This is a genomic window from Sphingobium sp. TKS (genome assembly GCF_001563265.1).
In the GTDB taxonomy this organism is placed as follows: Bacteria; Pseudomonadota; Alphaproteobacteria; order Sphingomonadales; family Sphingomonadaceae; genus Sphingobium.
This window is the reverse complement of sequence record NZ_CP005084.1, coordinates 469,974-486,396: the sequence shown is the minus strand read 5'-3', so window position 1 is coordinate 486,396 and position 16,423 is coordinate 469,974. Positions and strand designations below refer to the sequence as shown.

Here is a 16,423-nt window from a genome sequence, read left to right as displayed (position 1 = left end):
ACTGTAACAGATGTTTGGTATAGCAGGGCGCCGCGCTTTGAGGAGGAGTCCCGATGTTCAGCTATGTTCCGCCGATCGATGATTACCGCTTCCTGTTGACCGAGGTGCTCGGCTTCGACCGGGCGATGGCGGAGACGGGCAAGGAGGTCGATGCGGACCTGGCGGCGGCGGTGCTGGAAGAAGCGGGGCGCATGTGCGCGGAGCGGCTGCACCCGATCAACCGTCATGGCGATGAAGAAGGGAGTCGCCTCGTCGACGGCGAGGTGCGGACACCGGAGGGCTTTGCCGAAGCCTGGCGCGATTTTGTGGCCGCAGGCTGGGCTTCGCTCTCGGCGGACCCGGAATATGGCGGGCAGGGCTTGCCCTTCATCCTCCAGCTCTGGCTTGACGAGATGCTGTCGGCGGCGAATCTGTCCTTTGGCTTGTTCCCCGGCCTGACACGTGGCGCGTGCGAGGCGATCATGGCCCATGCCAGCGATCGGTTGAAGGCCACCTACCTCCCGCGCATGGTGAGCGGCGAATGGACCGGCGCCATGGCGCTGACCGAAAGCGGCGCGGGCACGGACCTTGCCCTGCTCAAGACCAAGGCGGTTCCGGATGCCGACGGCGGCTATGCCGTCACCGGGCAAAAGATCTTCATTTCCTCGGGCGACCATGATTTCGGCGGCAATATCGTTCATCTGGTGCTGGCGCGCCTGCCCGATGCCCCAGCGGGCGTGAAGGGGATCAGCCTGTTCCTGGTGCCCAAATATCTGCCCGATGCGGACGGCGGCTTCACGATCCGCAATGCCATGTCGGTCGGGGCGCTGGAAAAGAAGATGGGCATTCATGCCCAGCCGACCTGCGTGATGAACTATGACGGCGCGACCGGCTGGCTGGTGGGGGAACCGAACAAGGGTCTGGCCGCCATGTTCACCATGATGAACGCCGAGCGGCTGATGGTCGGCATTCAGGGTCTGGGCATTGCCGGCGCCTCCTACCAGCAGGCAGCCGGCTATGCGAAGGAGCGGCTCCAGGGGCGCAGCGCCGATGGCGCGCGGGGTCCGGTGGCGATCATCGAGCATGCCGATGTGCGGCGGATGCTGCTCCATATCCGCGCTTTCGTGGAGGCCGGGCGCGCTCTCGCAGGTTGGACGGCGTTGCAGCTCGACCGGGCGCATCACCATGCCGACGCGGCCGAGCGGGCCAAGGCCGATGCGCTGGTCGCCCTGCTGACCCCGGTGGTGAAGGCGGCCTTCACGGATTATGGCTTCGAAAGCGCGGTGCAGGCGCAGCAAGTGTTCGGCGGCCACGGCTACATCCGCGAATGGGGCATGGAGCAATATGTCCGCGATGCGCGCATCGCCCAGATCTATGAGGGCACCAATGGCGTGCAGGCCATGGACCTGGTCGGGCGCAAGCTCTCCATGGCGGGCGGCGCGGTGGTCGACGGCTTTTTCGCGCTTGTCGCGGAAGAATTGAAGGCGGCGGAAGGCTTGTCCATCGCGGAAAGGACGGGCGAAGCCCTCACCTTGCTGCGCGGCGTGACAGCTTCGCTGCGGGGCGCGGGCGTGGAAGCGGCGGGCGCGGCGGCGGTCGATTATCTGCGCCTCTTCGCGCTGGTTTCCATGGGCTGGATGTGGACGCGCATGGCTGTCGCCGCCAATGCGGATACGCCGCTGCATGAGGCCAAGCGCGCTGTTGCCGACTTTTTCGCTCAACGGATGTTGCCGCAGGCACAGGGTCTGGCGGGCAGCATCGCGGCAGGTGAAGCCACGATCATGGCGCTTGGCGCCGACGCCTTCTGAGCGAAAGGGATAGCATGGCTGTCGAGGTTATTCATGAGGGCGCGACTATATTGCTGCGCCTGTCCAACGGGCCGGTAAACGCCCTGTCCGTCGGCAATGGCTTTGTCGGAGACATTATGGCGAAGGTCAGGCTGGCGGTCAGCGATCCCGCCTGCCGGACGATCGTTGTCACCGGCGCTGGCCGGATGTTCTGCGGCGGCGCGGACATCAGCGATTTCGATGGCGACCCGGCGCAGATCGGCCTCTTGCGCGACCTGATCGCCGCGGTCGAGGATTCCGGCAAGCCGGTGATCATGGCGATCCACGGCATGGCGCTGGGTGGTGGTCTGGAACTGGCGATGGCGGGCCATGTCCGCATCGCGCAGGCGGGAAGCCGTCTGGGCTTGCCTGAAGTGATGCTGGGCCTGTTGCCGGGCGCGGGCGGCACGCAGAGGCTGGCGCGGCTGATCGGCGCTGGAGCGGCGCTCGACATGATGCTGTCGGGCAAGCCCGTGACGGCGGAGCGGGCGTTGTCGCTCGGCTTGGTCGATCAACTGGTGGACGGCGATGTGGTGGAAGCGGCGCTGGAGGTGGCGCGCAATGCCCCGCCGCTGCGCCGGACGGGTGCTTTGCCGGTTCCTGCCGATCTTGGGGAGGCGATCGAGGGGCGGCGCGCGAAGCTGCGCGGCGGCTTGAGCCAGGCGCCGACCCGGATCATCGATTGCGTGGCTGCGCTGTCGGATGATCTGGCCGCTGGCCTTGCCTTGGAAGCGGAGCTGTTCGGGGAACTGATGCGCTCCGAGGCGTCGCGTGGTTTGCGCCATGCCTTTTTCGGGGAGCGGACGGTGGCGCGCATTCCGGGGTTGTCGGGCGATGTCCGGCCACGTGAGGTGCGGCATGTCGGGGTGATCGGCGGCGGGCTGATGGGCACCGGCATCACCCTTGCTTTGCTGAATGCCGGCGTACCTGTGACGATGGTCGAACTGCGCGCCGACGCGCTGGCCAAGGCGGAAGCCAGCATCCGCAAGACGATCCAACGCGACGTGGAAAAGGGCCGGATCGATCAGGCCGTGGCCGATGCGCGCATCGCCGCCTTCACCCCCGCGACGGAACTGGATGCGCTCAGCGACGCCGATCTGGTGATCGAGGCGGTGTTCGAGGATATGGGCGTCAAGAAGCAGGTCTTTTCTGCGCTCGATGCAATCACCCGGCCGGATGCGATATTGGCGAGCAATACGTCGACGCTCGACCTGGATGCGATCGCGGCGCTGGTAGCCGATCCCTCGCGGGTGGTGGGCCTGCATTTCTTCTCGCCCGCCAATATCATGCGGCTGCTGGAAGTGGTGCGGGGTCGGGAAACCGCGCCGGACGTGCTGGCGACGGCGATGGCGTTCGGCAAGCGCGTCGGCAAGGTCAGCGTCGTATCGGGCGTGTGCGACGGCTTCATCGGCAATCGCATGTTCGAGGAATATCTGCGCCAGGTCTGGTTCATGCTGGAGGAAGGCGCGCTGCCACAGCAGATCGATGCCGCGATGGAGCGCTGGGGCATGGCGATGGGACCGTGCCGGACGATGGATCTGGCCGGACAGGATATCGGCTGGGCGATCCGCAAGCGCCGCGCCGTGGAACAGCCCGACCGTCCCTATTCGGGCGTGATCGACCGTATCTGCGAGCTCAGCCGTTTCGGGCAAAAGACGGGCAAGGGCATCTATGTCTATCCCGATGGCCGGACGGCGGAGCCCGACCCGGAGATCACCAAGCTGATCGAGGATTATTCGGCGGAGATCGGCCTGACCCGGCGCGCCATCAGCGATGAGGAAATCGTCAGCCGCTGTCTGCTGGCGCTGATCAATGAAGGGGCGCGGATCGTGGGCGATGGGATCGCCTATCGTCCGGTCGATGTCGATATGATCTACCTCCATGGCTACGGCTTTGGCCGTGAGCGGGGCGGGCCGATGTTCCAGGCCGATCTGATGGGCTTGCCCGCTATGCTTGACCGGCTTCGCACTCTGGCCGCCGGTCGTAACGGCTGGGCCTGGACGCCCGCGCCGCTGATCGAACAACTCGCCGCAAAAGGCGGGCGGTTCGAAGATCTCAATATTCAAGGTTAATGGAGAAGAGGAAGATGACGGACGTATTTCTGGTGTCGGCGGCACGGACCGCCATCGGCAGCTTCGGCGGCTCGCTCAAGGATCAGAAGCCGGGCGAACTGGCCGCCCATGTGGCGAAAGCCGCGATCGGGCGGGCGGGCATCGACGGGAGCCAAATCGGCAATGTCGTGCTGGGCAATGTGATCCCTTGCGAGCCCAGGGACGCCTATGCCGCGCGCATCGCCGCCATCGGCGCGGGCGTGCCGCAGGAAAGCCCGGCGCATAGCGTGAACCGGCTTTGCGGATCGGGCCTGCAAGCGATCATCGCTGCCGCGCAGTCGATCCTGCTGGGCGATTGCGAGATCGCGCTGGGCGCGGGCGCGGAGATCATGAGCCGCGCGCCTTATTTCCTGCCTGCCGCCCGCTGGGGCCAGAAGATGGGCGATGCGGTCGTGCAGGATGGCCTGATCGGAGCGCTGAGCGATCCGTTCCAGGGCATTCATATGGGCGTGACGGCGGAAAATGTCGCGGCGCGCTACGGCATTTCGCGGGAAGATCAGGACGCGCTCGCCTTTGAAAGCCAGAAGCGGGCGGCCAACGCCATCGCTCAGGGCTATTTCAAGGATCAGATCGTGCCGGTCGAGGTGTTGGTGCGGCGCAAGCCGGTGCCGTTCGACACCGACGAATTCGTCCGGACCGATGCGGCGGCGGAGGATTTCGGCAAGCTCAAGCCCGTCTTCCAGAAGGACGGCACGGTGACGGCGGGCAATGCCTCGGGCATCAACGACGGGGCGGCGGCGGTCGTGCTGGCGAGCGGGGAAGCGGTGAAGGCGCAGGGGTTGAAGCCCCTGGCGCGGCTGGTCGCCTATGGCCATGCAGGCGTCGACCCCGCCTATATGGGCATCGGGCCGGTGCCTGCGACGCGCAAGGCGCTGGAGCGGGCGGGGCTGAGCGTCGCTGATCTCGACGTGATCGAATCCAACGAAGCCTTCGCGGCGCAGGCCTGCGCCGTCGCGCGGGAACTGGGTTTCGATCCGGCGAAGGTCAATCCCAATGGCAGCGGCATTTCCCTCGGCCATCCGGTCGGCGCGACGGGCGCGATCATCACGACCAAGCTGATCTATGAATTGCAGCGCACCGGGGGGCGTCTTGGCCTGACGACGATGTGCATCGGCGGCGGCCAGGGCATCGCCGCCATCTGGGAACGGGTGTGAACCACGGCTGACCGGCGGGCGCGACGGTTCCGCCGCCGCGCCCTCCACCCTCGCAAATGGGCGGCTGCACAGGGGAAACCTGGCGGCCGCCCCTCCATCATTTTCCGCTGAGATCGAGCCGGACGTCGACGATCATACACTGTTGGGTAGGGGTTGAACGAACTTCAGATTCATCAAGGTCACTAGCAAATATCCGATCCTAGGGCCAATCGACATTCAGCCCTGACGGCCTGCAAATGGCGCTTTTCCGTGCTCCGGTGCTCACGTACTTTTAGTACGCTGCGTTGAAGCGAGGCCCGTGACTCGCTTCAAGGGTCACGAAAAACCACCATTTTTGGCACGTCATGATCTGAATGTTGATTAGCCCTAATGGATTGATTCCGACGTTTGGAACCCACCGTTTCGTGCTGCAATGATATCATCGGGCTCGTCTTTCCAGATGAAAGGCTTGAGGTCGGCGGTGTTGTATTCGCGGATGAAGCGGTTGAGGGCGGCCTGGAGATCGCCGAGGGAATGGAAGACGCCATTCTTGAGCCGGCGCCGGGTCAGCTTGGCGAAGCAGCCCTATACGGCAGTGAGTCAGGAGCAGGAGGTCCGCGTGCAATGGAAGGTCCAATGCGGATGGCGGGCGAGCCATTGCTGGACCTTGTCCTTCTTGTGGGCCGCATAGTTGTCGAGGATCACGTAGATCCTCTTGTCCGCTAGCACTGCGCGCTCGCTATGGTTGAGGAAACAGATAAACTCCCGGCCAGAGCGAAGATGCTGGCGCCTATGCTGGCCTCGTTCCACGCCGAAGTCAGTCAGGTGAACCCGATACGCAGGGGCATATCTCCAGGGCCGGCGATCGCTGTACGGGGCAGCCAACATCATCTTAACCCGGGTCAAAAGACCCTGTGCGATTCAGAGTTGGGGCAGGAAAATAGCCGAAGCCAAAGGTCCACGGCGGGCCAAGGTCGCGGTTGCTCGTAAGCTGGCTGCATTACTGTATTCCGTTTGGTTGAACGAGACCGAGTGCCGCTGGGTCTGACCCGTCGCTCCCGATCCCGATCAGCCATGCCCGGACGAAAGGCTCTCCCAGCCGTCCGACGACCTCGAAGACAACATTTGGAAATCGGGCACGGATAAACAGGAATCGCGATGCGAATATCAATTAGAACATTCGCGACTGTCGGCTTTGGAGAAGGCAGCCAGCTAACTGCCGCTCCCTGGGTTGTGTCCCGGGAGGTTCTCTAATCGCCTTGGTCAAGTGCTGATCTCTCAGCGATCCATCCTGCGTGCCGGGCTCTTGGGTTCTCTCCGCGGTCACCGCGTCGGGTGCCGCACGTTTGCGTTCCAGGTCGGGTGGATCGAAGTGGTGTGCGCGGTCATTGCCGCTAACCTGGGAGCGATCTCACCCTCGCCGCGCGTCCCGGCTGGACGCATTCCGTTGTGCTGATGATCAGTGTCGTTTCAGTTGCGAGATCTATGCCATCGCCGGCTCCCGGAAGGGCGTGTTAGTGCGCCACATCGCATGCAATGTTACAGCAAGTTTCCGCGCCAGAGCCACCTTGGCTTTCCGGGGTCCTGTTCTTTCGGCGATAGCTTTGGCCCAGCTGCGTAGGCGTGGGCCACCAAGGTCCCGACAGACGATCGCATTCGCCGCCTCGAACAGGCATTTCCGCGTGAACCCATCCCCGCGTTTCGAGATGCGACCGTTCCGGCTAATCTCGCCAGACTCGTAGCGCCTTGGCGTCAGCCCGAGGTAGGCACCGGCGCCGGACGACCGTCGGAACCGGGCGGCATCATCGAAGGCTGCTACTACGGACATCGCTGTGATCGGTCCTACACCGGGGGCGGTCATTAACAATCTGACCGTCGCATGCCGCTTGGCGATCGCCCTGATCCGCTTGTCGAGTGTTGCTATGTGAGACAGAATGTCGCGGCGAGCCTGTATCAGCGTTTTAAAAATCGGGATGAGTTCTGGGGCAACCAGCAGTTCCTTGGCGATGATTTCGTCGGCCCGACGCTTGAATCCACCGACACGCTTGCCAAACATAACACCAAAGGTCTTCAAAAGCCCCCGGACCTCGTTCTCCAGCCGAACCCGCATTCCGACGAACGCTTCCCGGGCTGTCAGCATCGCCCGATTGACGTAGGCGTCGTGGCTCTTGATCTGCACAGCCTTGAACCAGCCGGTCCGTACGATCTGGGCCAGACCACGGGCATCATGACGATCGGTCTTGTTGGGCATCATTTTCAACACACCGTTGGCATGGCGCGCGTCCAGACAGATGATCGGCACCTCTCGCGCCACCAATTCGTTCCAAAGCCAGACAGCCAGAGGGCCAGTTTCCATGCCGACCCGCTCAAGGCCATCTGATCGCTCCGCGAGCCAATTGGCAATCGCCTCCGGGCAGGTCGGCACCTTGGCCTCCGCCAGCATCGCGCCGTCCTGGTCCACCAAGCAAATCGCCGTCTGATCCTGCGACACATCCAGAGCTGCAAACACCGCCATTGCATCCTCCTTGTTCAAAGCTTCGGCATAAAGTGTCGAAGCGGAAGTCCCATTCTGCATCAGTTGTTGAGATATGGGGCGTGGCGATTACGCTAAGTGGTGTAGCTTCCGCCGGTAGCGAAGCTGACCGGACGCGCGCTCACCGATAAAGCGCTGTAGCGGCCGGTCAGTTTCGCGGGTGGTCATCGGCGAACTTCGGTAAGTTTGGGTTGCAACACTCAACTCACGGAGACCACCGATGACCGCTGACAAGATGGACCTGCACACCCTGGTTGGGAAGAGTGCGGACGGCGATTTTCTGCGCGACATGATCGGCTTTGCCGCGCAGCGGCTGATGGAACTGGAAGTGGGCGGCCTGACAGGCGCTGCCTATGGCGAGAAGGATGCCGAGCGTCTCGCACAGCGTAACGGCTATCGCGACCGGGATTGGGAGACACGCGCCGGCACCGTCGAGCTGCGGATCCCCAAGCTGCGCAAAGGCACGTATTTCCCCGGCTTTCTCGAACCGCGCCGCCTAGCGGAGAAGGCCCTGACCGCCGTCATTCAGGAAGCCTATATTCAGGGCATATCGACCCGGTCGGTGGACGATCTGGTCAAAGCCATGGGCATGAGCGGCATTTCGAAGAGTCAGGTCAGCCGGCTGTGCGAGGAGATCGATGTACGTGTGAAGGCCTTCCTCGATCGCCCGATCGAAGGCGACTGGCCCTATCTCTGGATGGACGCCACCTACATAAAGGTCCGGCGGGCCGGCCGAATCGTCTCGGTCGCCGTCATCATCGCCGTCGGCGTCAACAGTGACGGCCGGCGCGAAGTCCTCGGTATGGCGATCGGCCATTCCGAAGCCGAGGTCTTCTGGACCGACTTCCTGCGCAGCCTTGCCCGCTGCGGTTTGCGCGGCGTGAAGCTGGTCATCTCCGATGCTCACGAGGGCATCAAAGCATCCGTCGCCAAAGTGTTCAGCGCAACCTGGCAACGCTGCCGCGTCCATTTTATGCGCAACGCCCTGGCCCATGCAGGCAAGAGCGGTCGCCGGGTCGTGTCGGCGTTCATTGCCACCGCCTTCGCTCAGGACACCCCGGAAACCGCCAAAGCCCAGTGGCGCAGCGTTGCCGATCAGCTACGCCCCACCGTGCCAAAACTCGCTGCTCTGATGGACAGCGCGGAGGAAGATGTGCTGGCCTACATGACGTTCCCCGCACAACACCGCACCAAATTACACTCCAATAATCCGATCGAGCGGCTCAATGGCGAAATCAAGCGGCGTACCGACGTCGTCGGCATCTTCCCCAATGAAGAGGCCATCACCCGCCTCGTCGGCGCTATCCTGCTCGAACAAAATGATGAATGGGCGGTCCAGCGCTCCCGCTACATGACACTTGAGAGCGTCTCGGGATTAAGCGATAATGCCATCATCACGTTGCCTGCCATGGCAGCATGATCAACCCGGCTTGGCCGGAGATCGCCAAGGCTACGCCGGCGAACCTACACCATCAGGTGGGACACGATCGCTCCCTGCGTGGTGTTGAATTTCTCAGCGTGATAGCCGGTCGTTCCAGTGGGGATTTGCCTCACCCGAAAACAGTCATTTCAGGTTGCCCCAGCGATGGGAACTCGGTTTGCCCTGCGGGGCAAGCCGGGTTCCTGCTATCCGATTTCCGCTGCCTCAGCCATATTGCGATCCTTTGATCGTCGGCCGAGGCGCCGGGGCATCTTCTTAAATTAGACGGCAACTTTATGGATTGCCGCCGGAAGAAAGGTCAGAACTTCATGGTGACTTCGGCACCGAAGGTCTGGGGTTCGCCAGGGATCACCGTATTCATGCCGCCCGATGCGCCAAGGACGTAACCCGACTGATAATATTGGCGATCGAATAGGTTCTTGGCGTAGATACCGAGCGAAAGCGGGCTTCCCATGATTTCATTCCAGCTTAAGCGCGCCGCAATGGTCGTGTATCCTTTGATCTTGGTGCCCGGCGTGATCGAATAATTATTGTTCGAGAAATAGGATGAGGTTTGCGAGAAGCTGTCGACCCGGAAATGCATCTCGCCCCACTGCGCCGGTGTCGGCAGGGTCAGATCGGCATATAGGGATCCCGACCATTTGGGCGCGTCGGGATAGGAATCGAACGGAACGACGAAGCCGGGCGTGCCGGTCTGCACTGACAGGTCGACGATGTTCTTGGTGTATTTCGCGTCCGTATAGGCGCCGGAAAAGCCCAGTTTCAACCAATCGGCCGACATGATGTCGCCGTCCATCTCGACACCCTTCACCTGCGCTTCGGGCACGTTGACGGTGAAGGCGGACGGCGCGCCGGCCACCACGGCGTAGAGCGAATGCTGCGCGTTCTTCACGATCTGCTTATAGGCGGCCACGTTGAAATGGGCACGCTGACCGAGCAGCATCCCGCTGAACTTGTAGCCCAGTTCGAAATCATGGGTATATTCATTCTTGAAGAAATTCGCGAGACCGTAGGGCACCACGGCGCCGTTGAAGTTGCCGGCCCGGAAGCTGCCGCGTTGCGTGAAGTAGAACTGGCTCGCCGGACTGGCCTGCCATTGCAGGGTGCCGACCCAGCTTGGCGCTTTAAGCGTCGCCTTTTCACGGGGGAAGCCGACGAAGAAAGCATGATCGTCGTAGGATGTCATGCCGACCGTTTCCCAGGTGTAGCGGGCGCCAGCCGTGAACTTCAGCCCTTCCAGCACGGCGTCCGACAGGTCGTAGGTAGCCTGTCCGTAAACCGCGCGCGAACGCGTGGTGCCGTGGGTGTGGTACAGAACCTCGCCTGCCGGGGTCGGGAGTTCGGCTCCGACGATGACGGGGATGGCTTCTTCCTTCGTGGCATAGTTGTAGAAGCCGCCGATGATATATTCGAGCTTGCCGTCGGCGGATTTTCCCTGAAGCTGGAGTTCTTCGGAAATGCTCTTGTTGCGGAAAACCTGTCCGCCCGGAGGGCCGGTATAGTTGCCAGAGCTGTTATAGAGGTCGAGCGAGGCGAAGGGCGATCCGCTCAATATGCCAGCGGTCCGGGCGAAGGTCTTCTCGAAGCCGAAGATATTCTTGACCGTGAGATTGTCGTTCAACTCGAAAGTCGTGGTGTTCGACAGGAAATAGCTGCTCGCCTTGTGGGGCAGGTCGTAGGACAGATAGGTTTCGTAGGGATGGGCCTTCTGCCAGGCGAGGTAGCCGGCAACCGCGCCGGGGAATGTGCCGGGTCCGGGCGGGCCGTCGCCTACGCCGGGGAAGAAGCCATTGCCGTAGAGTGCGTCCAGCGTCGCCGTCAGATTATAGGTGATGCCGGTCTGGCTGGAAGTGTTGGTCGAGCCGAGCGGATAATAGGAATAGAGCTGGCCGTTGGATTCCGTGCCCCGGAACCGGCTATATTGGAAGACGGTGGTGTTCTCGATCGTGTCGGTCGGGCGCAGGACTGCCGTGATGCGGCCGGAGCGGTTGTCGACATCGCCCAGCGTATTGCCGGTCAGCAGGTTGTGGACATAGCCGTCCTGCTTCTGATAGTCGCCAGCGACACGGAGCAGGATCTTGCCCGGTATGACGGGAATGTCGACCGCGCCCTGTAGCTGGATAAGATCGCGTTCACCCGCGCGAATGGTGCCGAAACCGCCGAAATCCTCGCCCGGCTTGGCCGATGCATACAGCACCGCGCCGCCGGTTGCGTTACGTCCGAACAGCGTGCCTTGCGGCCCCTTGAGCACCTGCACCGACGAGAAGTCGTAAAAGGCCGTAGCCGAATTGCCGCCGGTGAAGGGAACTTCGTTCAGATAGGTGAGCACGGCCGGACTGGCGCCGGAGAAGGGGTCCAGCGTCTGGCCCCGCATGGTGAAGCTCAACTGGTTCTGGTTCTGGCCGTTCTTGACGATCAGGCCGGGGACGAGCGCCGCGAGATCCTGCTCCTTCGTGACCACCCGGTTCTGCAAGGTTTCGGAGCTGAGCGCCGCGACGGAGAGCGGGACCTTCGACAGCGATTCCTCGCGCCGTTGCGCGGTCACGACGATGTCGGACGTGTCGGCGGGCTGGGGCGCGCTTTCGGCCGCCTGCGGGGCGCTGGATGCGGACTGGGCGATGGCGACATTGCCGGCCAGTCCGAACAGGGCGATGGCGGCCGATCCCGCCGATGCCATCAATATCCGACGATAGAGAGGGGAAACGGCCTGGCCGGTATCATAGGCCCGAAGTTCGTCTTGCCTCATATTCTACTCCTCACCTGATTATTGTTCGTTGATCACCGCTGGACGCCATGATTGCCGTGGACAGGATGGGCATGGTGCAAAGATGTCGTGATTTTCACTCATCCTCATCTCCATGGTCGCGATTGTCTCGACAGGTTCATCGACCGGCGCTCTGCGGCACCTACAGGCTTTGCCTAATTAAAATTAGGGTAAAGTGCAAGAGGGATTATGCGGCACATGTTGCGTTCGTTCCGCTGTTTCTTTTCGTCGCCATCTGGGCAGAATGCGCTGATCCATGCGAAATAATCATTAGAAATATGGCATTATTAGGGAATTATCCGCCCGGCGCACATAATGCTGACCGCGATAGGAAAATTGGCGACCGCACTTTTTCAGGAAAGGCTTTTCTGCTTTTGATAAAAAATTTCGAATTTCAATTAGGATTGCGATTCTATCGCCCGAGCCATTGGGGTGCCCGCCGTTCCTTCCATGCGACCGCCGCTTCCGCACGATCCTGTGTCGCCTGATAGCTTTTGATCTGAGGGTAGGAAGCGGATAAAGCGTCAGGCAGTGAATGCCTCAGCCCGTCCAGCGCTGCCTCTTTGCCCGCTTGTGACACCAGTGGCGAGCATTCCAGCAGCCTTGCGATCCAGCGGCTCGTCTCCGCGGGCAATGCGCTGCGGTCGACGCAGGCGTTGATCAGGCCAAATCGTAACGCGTCCTGCGCGGTCAGCGGTTCGCTGGCGATGATCATGGCCATGGCGACATGATGCGGAAGCTGCCGGATGGCGCGATGGACGACGCCGCAATGGTCGATGATGCCGGCCCGCGCCTCTGGCAGGCGGAACACAGCGTCCTCGGCGGCGATGATGATGTCCGCGCACATCGCCAGCTCGAAACCGAGGCCGAGAACATACCCCTGCACCGCGCAGATTAGGGGTTTGCGCAAGGGATTCAGCCGCCCCCCTATGCCCGACAGGCCGCCGCCGAAGGAAAGGCCGTCATGGCCCAGCGGTGGGTTCGCCATGTCCGCCCCGGCGCAAAAGGCCCTGTCGCCGGTGCCGGAGAGAACAGCGACCCGGATATCCGGATCGCCGTCCACCCGTTCCCAGGCATCGGCAAGCGCCCGGTCCATCTCATCGTCAATGGCGTTGAGCGAGGCGGGCCGGTTAAGCCGTATCTCGGCAACATGGCCGCTGCGGTGAAACTCGACCGTTGGCACGGCGCCTCCCTCCCGGTCAGTGCGCCAGCATGCCCGCGTCGACCAGATGTTCCGATGCGGTGATGTAGGATGATTCATCCGAAGCCAGGAACAGCACGAGGTTCGACACTTCGGATGGATCGGCGATGCGGCCCAACGGGATTTGGGCCAGCGCCTCGCCGCCGACCTCGTCGGTCGCCTCGACCATCATCGGCGTCTGGATGAAGCCGGGATGCACGGAGTTCACACGGATATTATTCTTCCCATATTCCATGGCCGTGGCCTTGGTCATGCCGCGCACGGCGAACTTGCTCGCGACATAGGCCAGGCTGGGGAAGCCATAGTTCGCCGCCATGCCGGCGATGGAGGAGATGTTCACGATCGAGCCCTTATTGGCCTTCACCATCGTCGGCAGCACGGCCCGCATGCCGTAAAAGACCGAATGCTGGTTGACCGCGCAGACGAGCTGATAACCCTCTTCCGTCAGGTCGACCGTATTGGCCATCGGGCCGAGGATACCGGCATTGTTGACGAGGATGTCGATCGTTCCGAAGGTTTCGACCGCCTTGGCGACGATGCGCGCCCAGTCGTCGGCCTTGGTCACGTCATGCGCCAGGAATATCGCCGCTTCGCCGATTTCCTTGGCCAAGGCCGTGCCCTTTTCGACGTTGAGGTCGGTGAGGACGAGTTTGGCGCCTTCACGCGCGAACATGCGGGCGTGGGATTCCCCCATGCCGCGAGCAGCCCCTGTGATGATGGCTATTTTGCCTGCGAGACGACCCATATGCTCTCCTCCACGATTCTGCATTTGCCTAATATTGGTTATTGAATATTCATGGCGCGTAAATGTCAATAGGGTGGGCTTAAGACGGCTGCCTGAGCGCCCGCGACTCAATTCAAATATCCAGAAAATATCATGTAAAAACAGATATTTGATAAGAAATACATGCTGTCTTTGCGGGTTGTCACTTGATGCCGTCCGCAATCGGCTCTTGCATCGATAGGCTAATTTTGATTAGTTTCGTTTCAATGGCGGGGACGTCGACCCTGCAAGTGAGTTAAAAGTCGTTCGAACGCCGTAGCGACGGGTACGACGACAAAGCTGAGAGGATGAGGGATGCAGGGCAGAGCTGCGGTGATGGTGGAGAAGAACCGCCTCGAAACTTGGGACGTGGATATCCATGCGCCCGAGGCGGGTGGCGCGTTGGTCCGCACGATATTGGGCGGCGTGTGCGGCAGCGACGTCCACATATTGAGCGGAGAGGCGGGCGAGATGCCCTTTCCGATCATCCTGGGCCATGAGGGCGTCGGGCAGATCGAGCAGCTCGGCGCCGGTGTGTCGACCGACTATGCGGGCGTGCCGGTCAAGCCCGGCGACCTTGTCATCTGGTCGCCCATTGCGCTCTGCCATCGCTGCTATTCCTGCACCGTCCTCGAACAGACGCCGTGCGAGAACAGCCAATATTTCGAGGATGCGGCCAAGCCCAACTGGGGCAGCTATGCCGATTATGCCTGGTTGCCCAATAACATGCCCTTCTATCGCCTGCCGGACCATGCCCGGCCGGAGGCGGTCGCGGCGCTGGGATGCGCCTTGCCGACGGTATTGCGCGGCTTCGACCGCTGCGGTCCGGTGCGGTTCGGCGACTCTGTCGTCGTTCAGGGGGCAGGGCCGGTGGGCCTGTCCGCCGCGCTGGTGGCGGCGCAGGCGGGCGCGCGCGAAGTGATCGTGATCGACGGCGCCCCTGCACGGCTGGAGGCTGCGAAGTCGCTCGGCGCGACGGCAACGGTGTCGCTCGACCTGCCCGCCGAGGAGCGCAAGCGGATGATTTACGACCGTGTCGGCCGTCAGGGTCCGGACATCGTCATCGAAGCGGCTGGCGCGCTGCCGGCCTTTCCCGAAGGCGTCGATCTGAGCGGCATTCACAGCCGCTACATCATATTGGGCCTGTGGGGTGCGATCGGCACGCAGCCGATTTCCCCGCGTGATCTGACTCTGAAGAATCTGACGGTCGGGGGTGCGTCCTTCCCGGCGCCCAAAAATTATTATCAGGCGATGCAATTTGCGGCACGCGTTCAGGATGCGGTGCCGCTGGGCCAACTCGTCAGCCATCGCTTCGGTATCCATCAGGCAGCCGAGGCCCTCCATGTCACGAAAACCGGCGTCGCCACCAAAGCGGTGATCGACCCGACCATCCGTTGAAAAGGAATGCGGCCATGAACACCGATCTGCTGACCCCGGCCCCCGCGAAACCACGCGTTCCCATGCCCGACCATGTGCCGTCGGCACTGGTCCGGGACATCGATATTTACGGACTGGACGGCATAGAAGAAGGCTTTCACGAGGCATGGAAGCGCGTGCAGCAGCCCGGCACGCCGCCGCTGGTCTGGACGCCGCTGACCGGTGGCCACTGGGTCGCGACCCGCGGCGCGGTGATCGACGAGGTCTATCGCAGTCCCGACCGCTTCTCCAGCCGTGTCATCTGGGTGCCGCGCGAGGCGGGCGAGGCCTATGAAATGGTCCCGACCAAGATGGACCCGCCCGAGCATACGCCCTACCGCAAGGCGATCGACAAGGGGCTGAACCTGGCCCAGATTCGCAAGCTGGAGGCGGATGTGCGGGCCGTCGCGGTCGAGCTGATCGAGGGGTTTGCGGACAAGGGCGGGTGCGATTTCGCGCGCGATTATGCCGGGGTCTTTCCGGTCAAGGTGTTCCTGGCGCTCGCCGGCCTGCCGATGGACGATGCGCCGATGCTGAACGCTCTGGCCAAGGAGATGACGCGTCCTTCGGGCAACACGCCCGAGGAGCAGGGCCGGTCGCTCGAGGCTGCGAACAAGGGCTTTTTCGCCTATGTCGCGCCGATCATCGAGGAGCGGCGCGGCGGCACCGGAACCGACCTCATCACCATGATGGTGAACAGCGAGATCAACGGGCAGCCGATGCCGGAGGACAAGATGCTGGGTCTTGTCTCGCTGCTGCTGCTGGGCGGTCTCGATACGGTGGTCAATCTCCTCAGCTTCATGATGATCTATCTGGCCCGCCACCCCGATACGGTGGAGGAATTGCGGTCCGACCCGATGAAGCTGCAACGCGGTGTCGAGGAGATGTTCCGCCGTTTCGCCGTGGTGTCCGACGCGCGCTATGTCGTGGCCGACATGGAGTTTCATGGCACGCAGCTGAAGGCCGGCGACCTGATCCTGCTGCCCACGGCCCTGCACGGGCTGGACGACAGTGAGCATGCCGATCCGATGAAGGTCGACCTGTCGCGTCGCAACGTCGCCGCCCATTCCACCTTCGCCCAGGGGCCGCATCGCTGCGCCGGCATGCATCTGGCCCGGATGGAGGTGATCGTCACCTTGCAGGAATGGTTGGCTCGGATTCCGGGCTTCGCTATGGAGGAGGGCGCGACGCCGACCTATCATGCAGGCATCGTCGCAGCCGTTGAAAATGTCCCTCTCGTCTGGAAAGTCTGATTC

General features: G+C 62.4%; 10 protein-coding genes and 2 pseudogenes. 7 read left to right on the top strand and 5 right to left on the bottom strand.

Going from position 1 to position 16,423, the window contains the following annotated elements:
• The first annotated feature begins 53 nt into the window (after positions 1-53).
• From K426_RS23000 to K426_RS22990, 3 genes are read left to right on the top strand one after another with little or no spacing between them, the layout of a single operon-like run.
• On the top strand, positions 54-1,787 hold the full coding sequence (locus K426_RS23000; RefSeq protein ID WP_066562743.1) for an acyl-CoA dehydrogenase C-terminal domain-containing protein: 1,734 nt from the start codon (positions 54-56) through the stop codon (positions 1,785-1,787).
• A gap of 14 nt (positions 1,788-1,801) precedes the next feature.
• Positions 1,802-3,877: a 3-hydroxyacyl-CoA dehydrogenase NAD-binding domain-containing protein gene (locus K426_RS22995; RefSeq protein ID WP_066562741.1), complete on the top strand. Its 2,076-nt coding sequence runs from the start codon at positions 1,802-1,804 to the stop codon at positions 3,875-3,877.
• A gap of 14 nt (positions 3,878-3,891) precedes the next feature.
• A complete protein-coding gene (locus K426_RS22990) occupies positions 3,892-5,070 on the top strand; it encodes an acetyl-CoA C-acyltransferase family protein (protein ID WP_066563862.1) in 1,179 nt (392 codons plus the stop codon).
• A gap of 366 nt (positions 5,071-5,436) precedes the next feature.
• Here the strand turns inward: K426_RS22990 and K426_RS32650 are convergent.
• A pseudogene (locus K426_RS32650) lies at positions 5,437-5,859 on the bottom strand (IS630 family transposase); the annotation flags it as partial.
• 8 nt (positions 5,860-5,867) lie between these two features.
• Here K426_RS32650 and K426_RS33150 point away from each other — a divergent pair.
• Positions 5,868-5,945, top strand: a pseudogene (locus K426_RS33150) (hypothetical protein); the annotation flags it as partial.
• 587 nt (positions 5,946-6,532) lie between these two features.
• Here the strand turns inward: K426_RS33150 and K426_RS22980 are convergent.
• The gene (locus K426_RS22980; protein WP_066563859.1) at positions 6,533-7,564 is read right to left on the bottom strand and encodes an IS110 family transposase; all 1,032 of its coding nucleotides are present in this window, start codon (positions 7,562-7,564) and stop codon (positions 6,533-6,535) included.
• 238 nt (positions 7,565-7,802) lie between these two features.
• Here K426_RS22980 and K426_RS22975 point away from each other — a divergent pair, with 238 nt between their 5' ends.
• The gene (locus tag K426_RS22975; protein WP_066562735.1) at positions 7,803-9,002 is read left to right on the top strand and encodes an IS256 family transposase; all 1,200 of its coding nucleotides are present in this window, start codon (positions 7,803-7,805) and stop codon (positions 9,000-9,002) included.
• A 319-nt stretch (positions 9,003-9,321) separates the two neighbouring features.
• On the opposite strand, the gene K426_RS22970 is transcribed toward K426_RS22975, so the two are convergent.
• The 3 genes from K426_RS22970 to K426_RS22960 all read right to left on the bottom strand — a co-directional run bounded on the left by K426_RS22970 (position 9,322) and on the right by K426_RS22960 (position 13,733).
• On the bottom strand, positions 9,322-11,769 hold the full coding sequence (locus K426_RS22970; RefSeq protein ID WP_082749027.1) for a TonB-dependent receptor: 2,448 nt from the start codon (positions 11,767-11,769) through the stop codon (positions 9,322-9,324).
• Positions 11,770-12,199: 430 nt separating this feature from the next.
• A complete protein-coding gene (locus K426_RS22965; protein WP_066562731.1) occupies positions 12,200-12,970 on the bottom strand; it encodes an enoyl-CoA hydratase-related protein in 771 nt (256 codons plus the stop codon).
• 16 nt (positions 12,971-12,986) lie between these two features.
• Complete coding sequence (locus K426_RS22960) at positions 12,987-13,733, bottom strand: SDR family NAD(P)-dependent oxidoreductase (protein ID WP_066562729.1); 747 nt, start codon at positions 13,731-13,733, stop codon at positions 12,987-12,989.
• A gap of 333 nt (positions 13,734-14,066) precedes the next feature.
• Between K426_RS22960 and K426_RS22955 the strand changes: the two genes are divergently transcribed.
• Together K426_RS22955 and K426_RS22950 are read left to right on the top strand one after the other, a co-directional pair.
• Positions 14,067-15,149, top strand: coding sequence for a zinc-binding dehydrogenase (locus K426_RS22955; protein ID WP_066562727.1), 1,083 nt, complete (start codon positions 14,067-14,069; stop codon positions 15,147-15,149).
• Positions 15,150-15,163: 14 nt separating this feature from the next.
• Positions 15,164-16,420: a cytochrome P450 gene (locus tag K426_RS22950; protein ID WP_066562724.1), complete on the top strand. Its 1,257-nt coding sequence runs from the start codon at positions 15,164-15,166 to the stop codon at positions 16,418-16,420.
• Positions 16,421-16,423 lie beyond the last annotated feature (3 nt).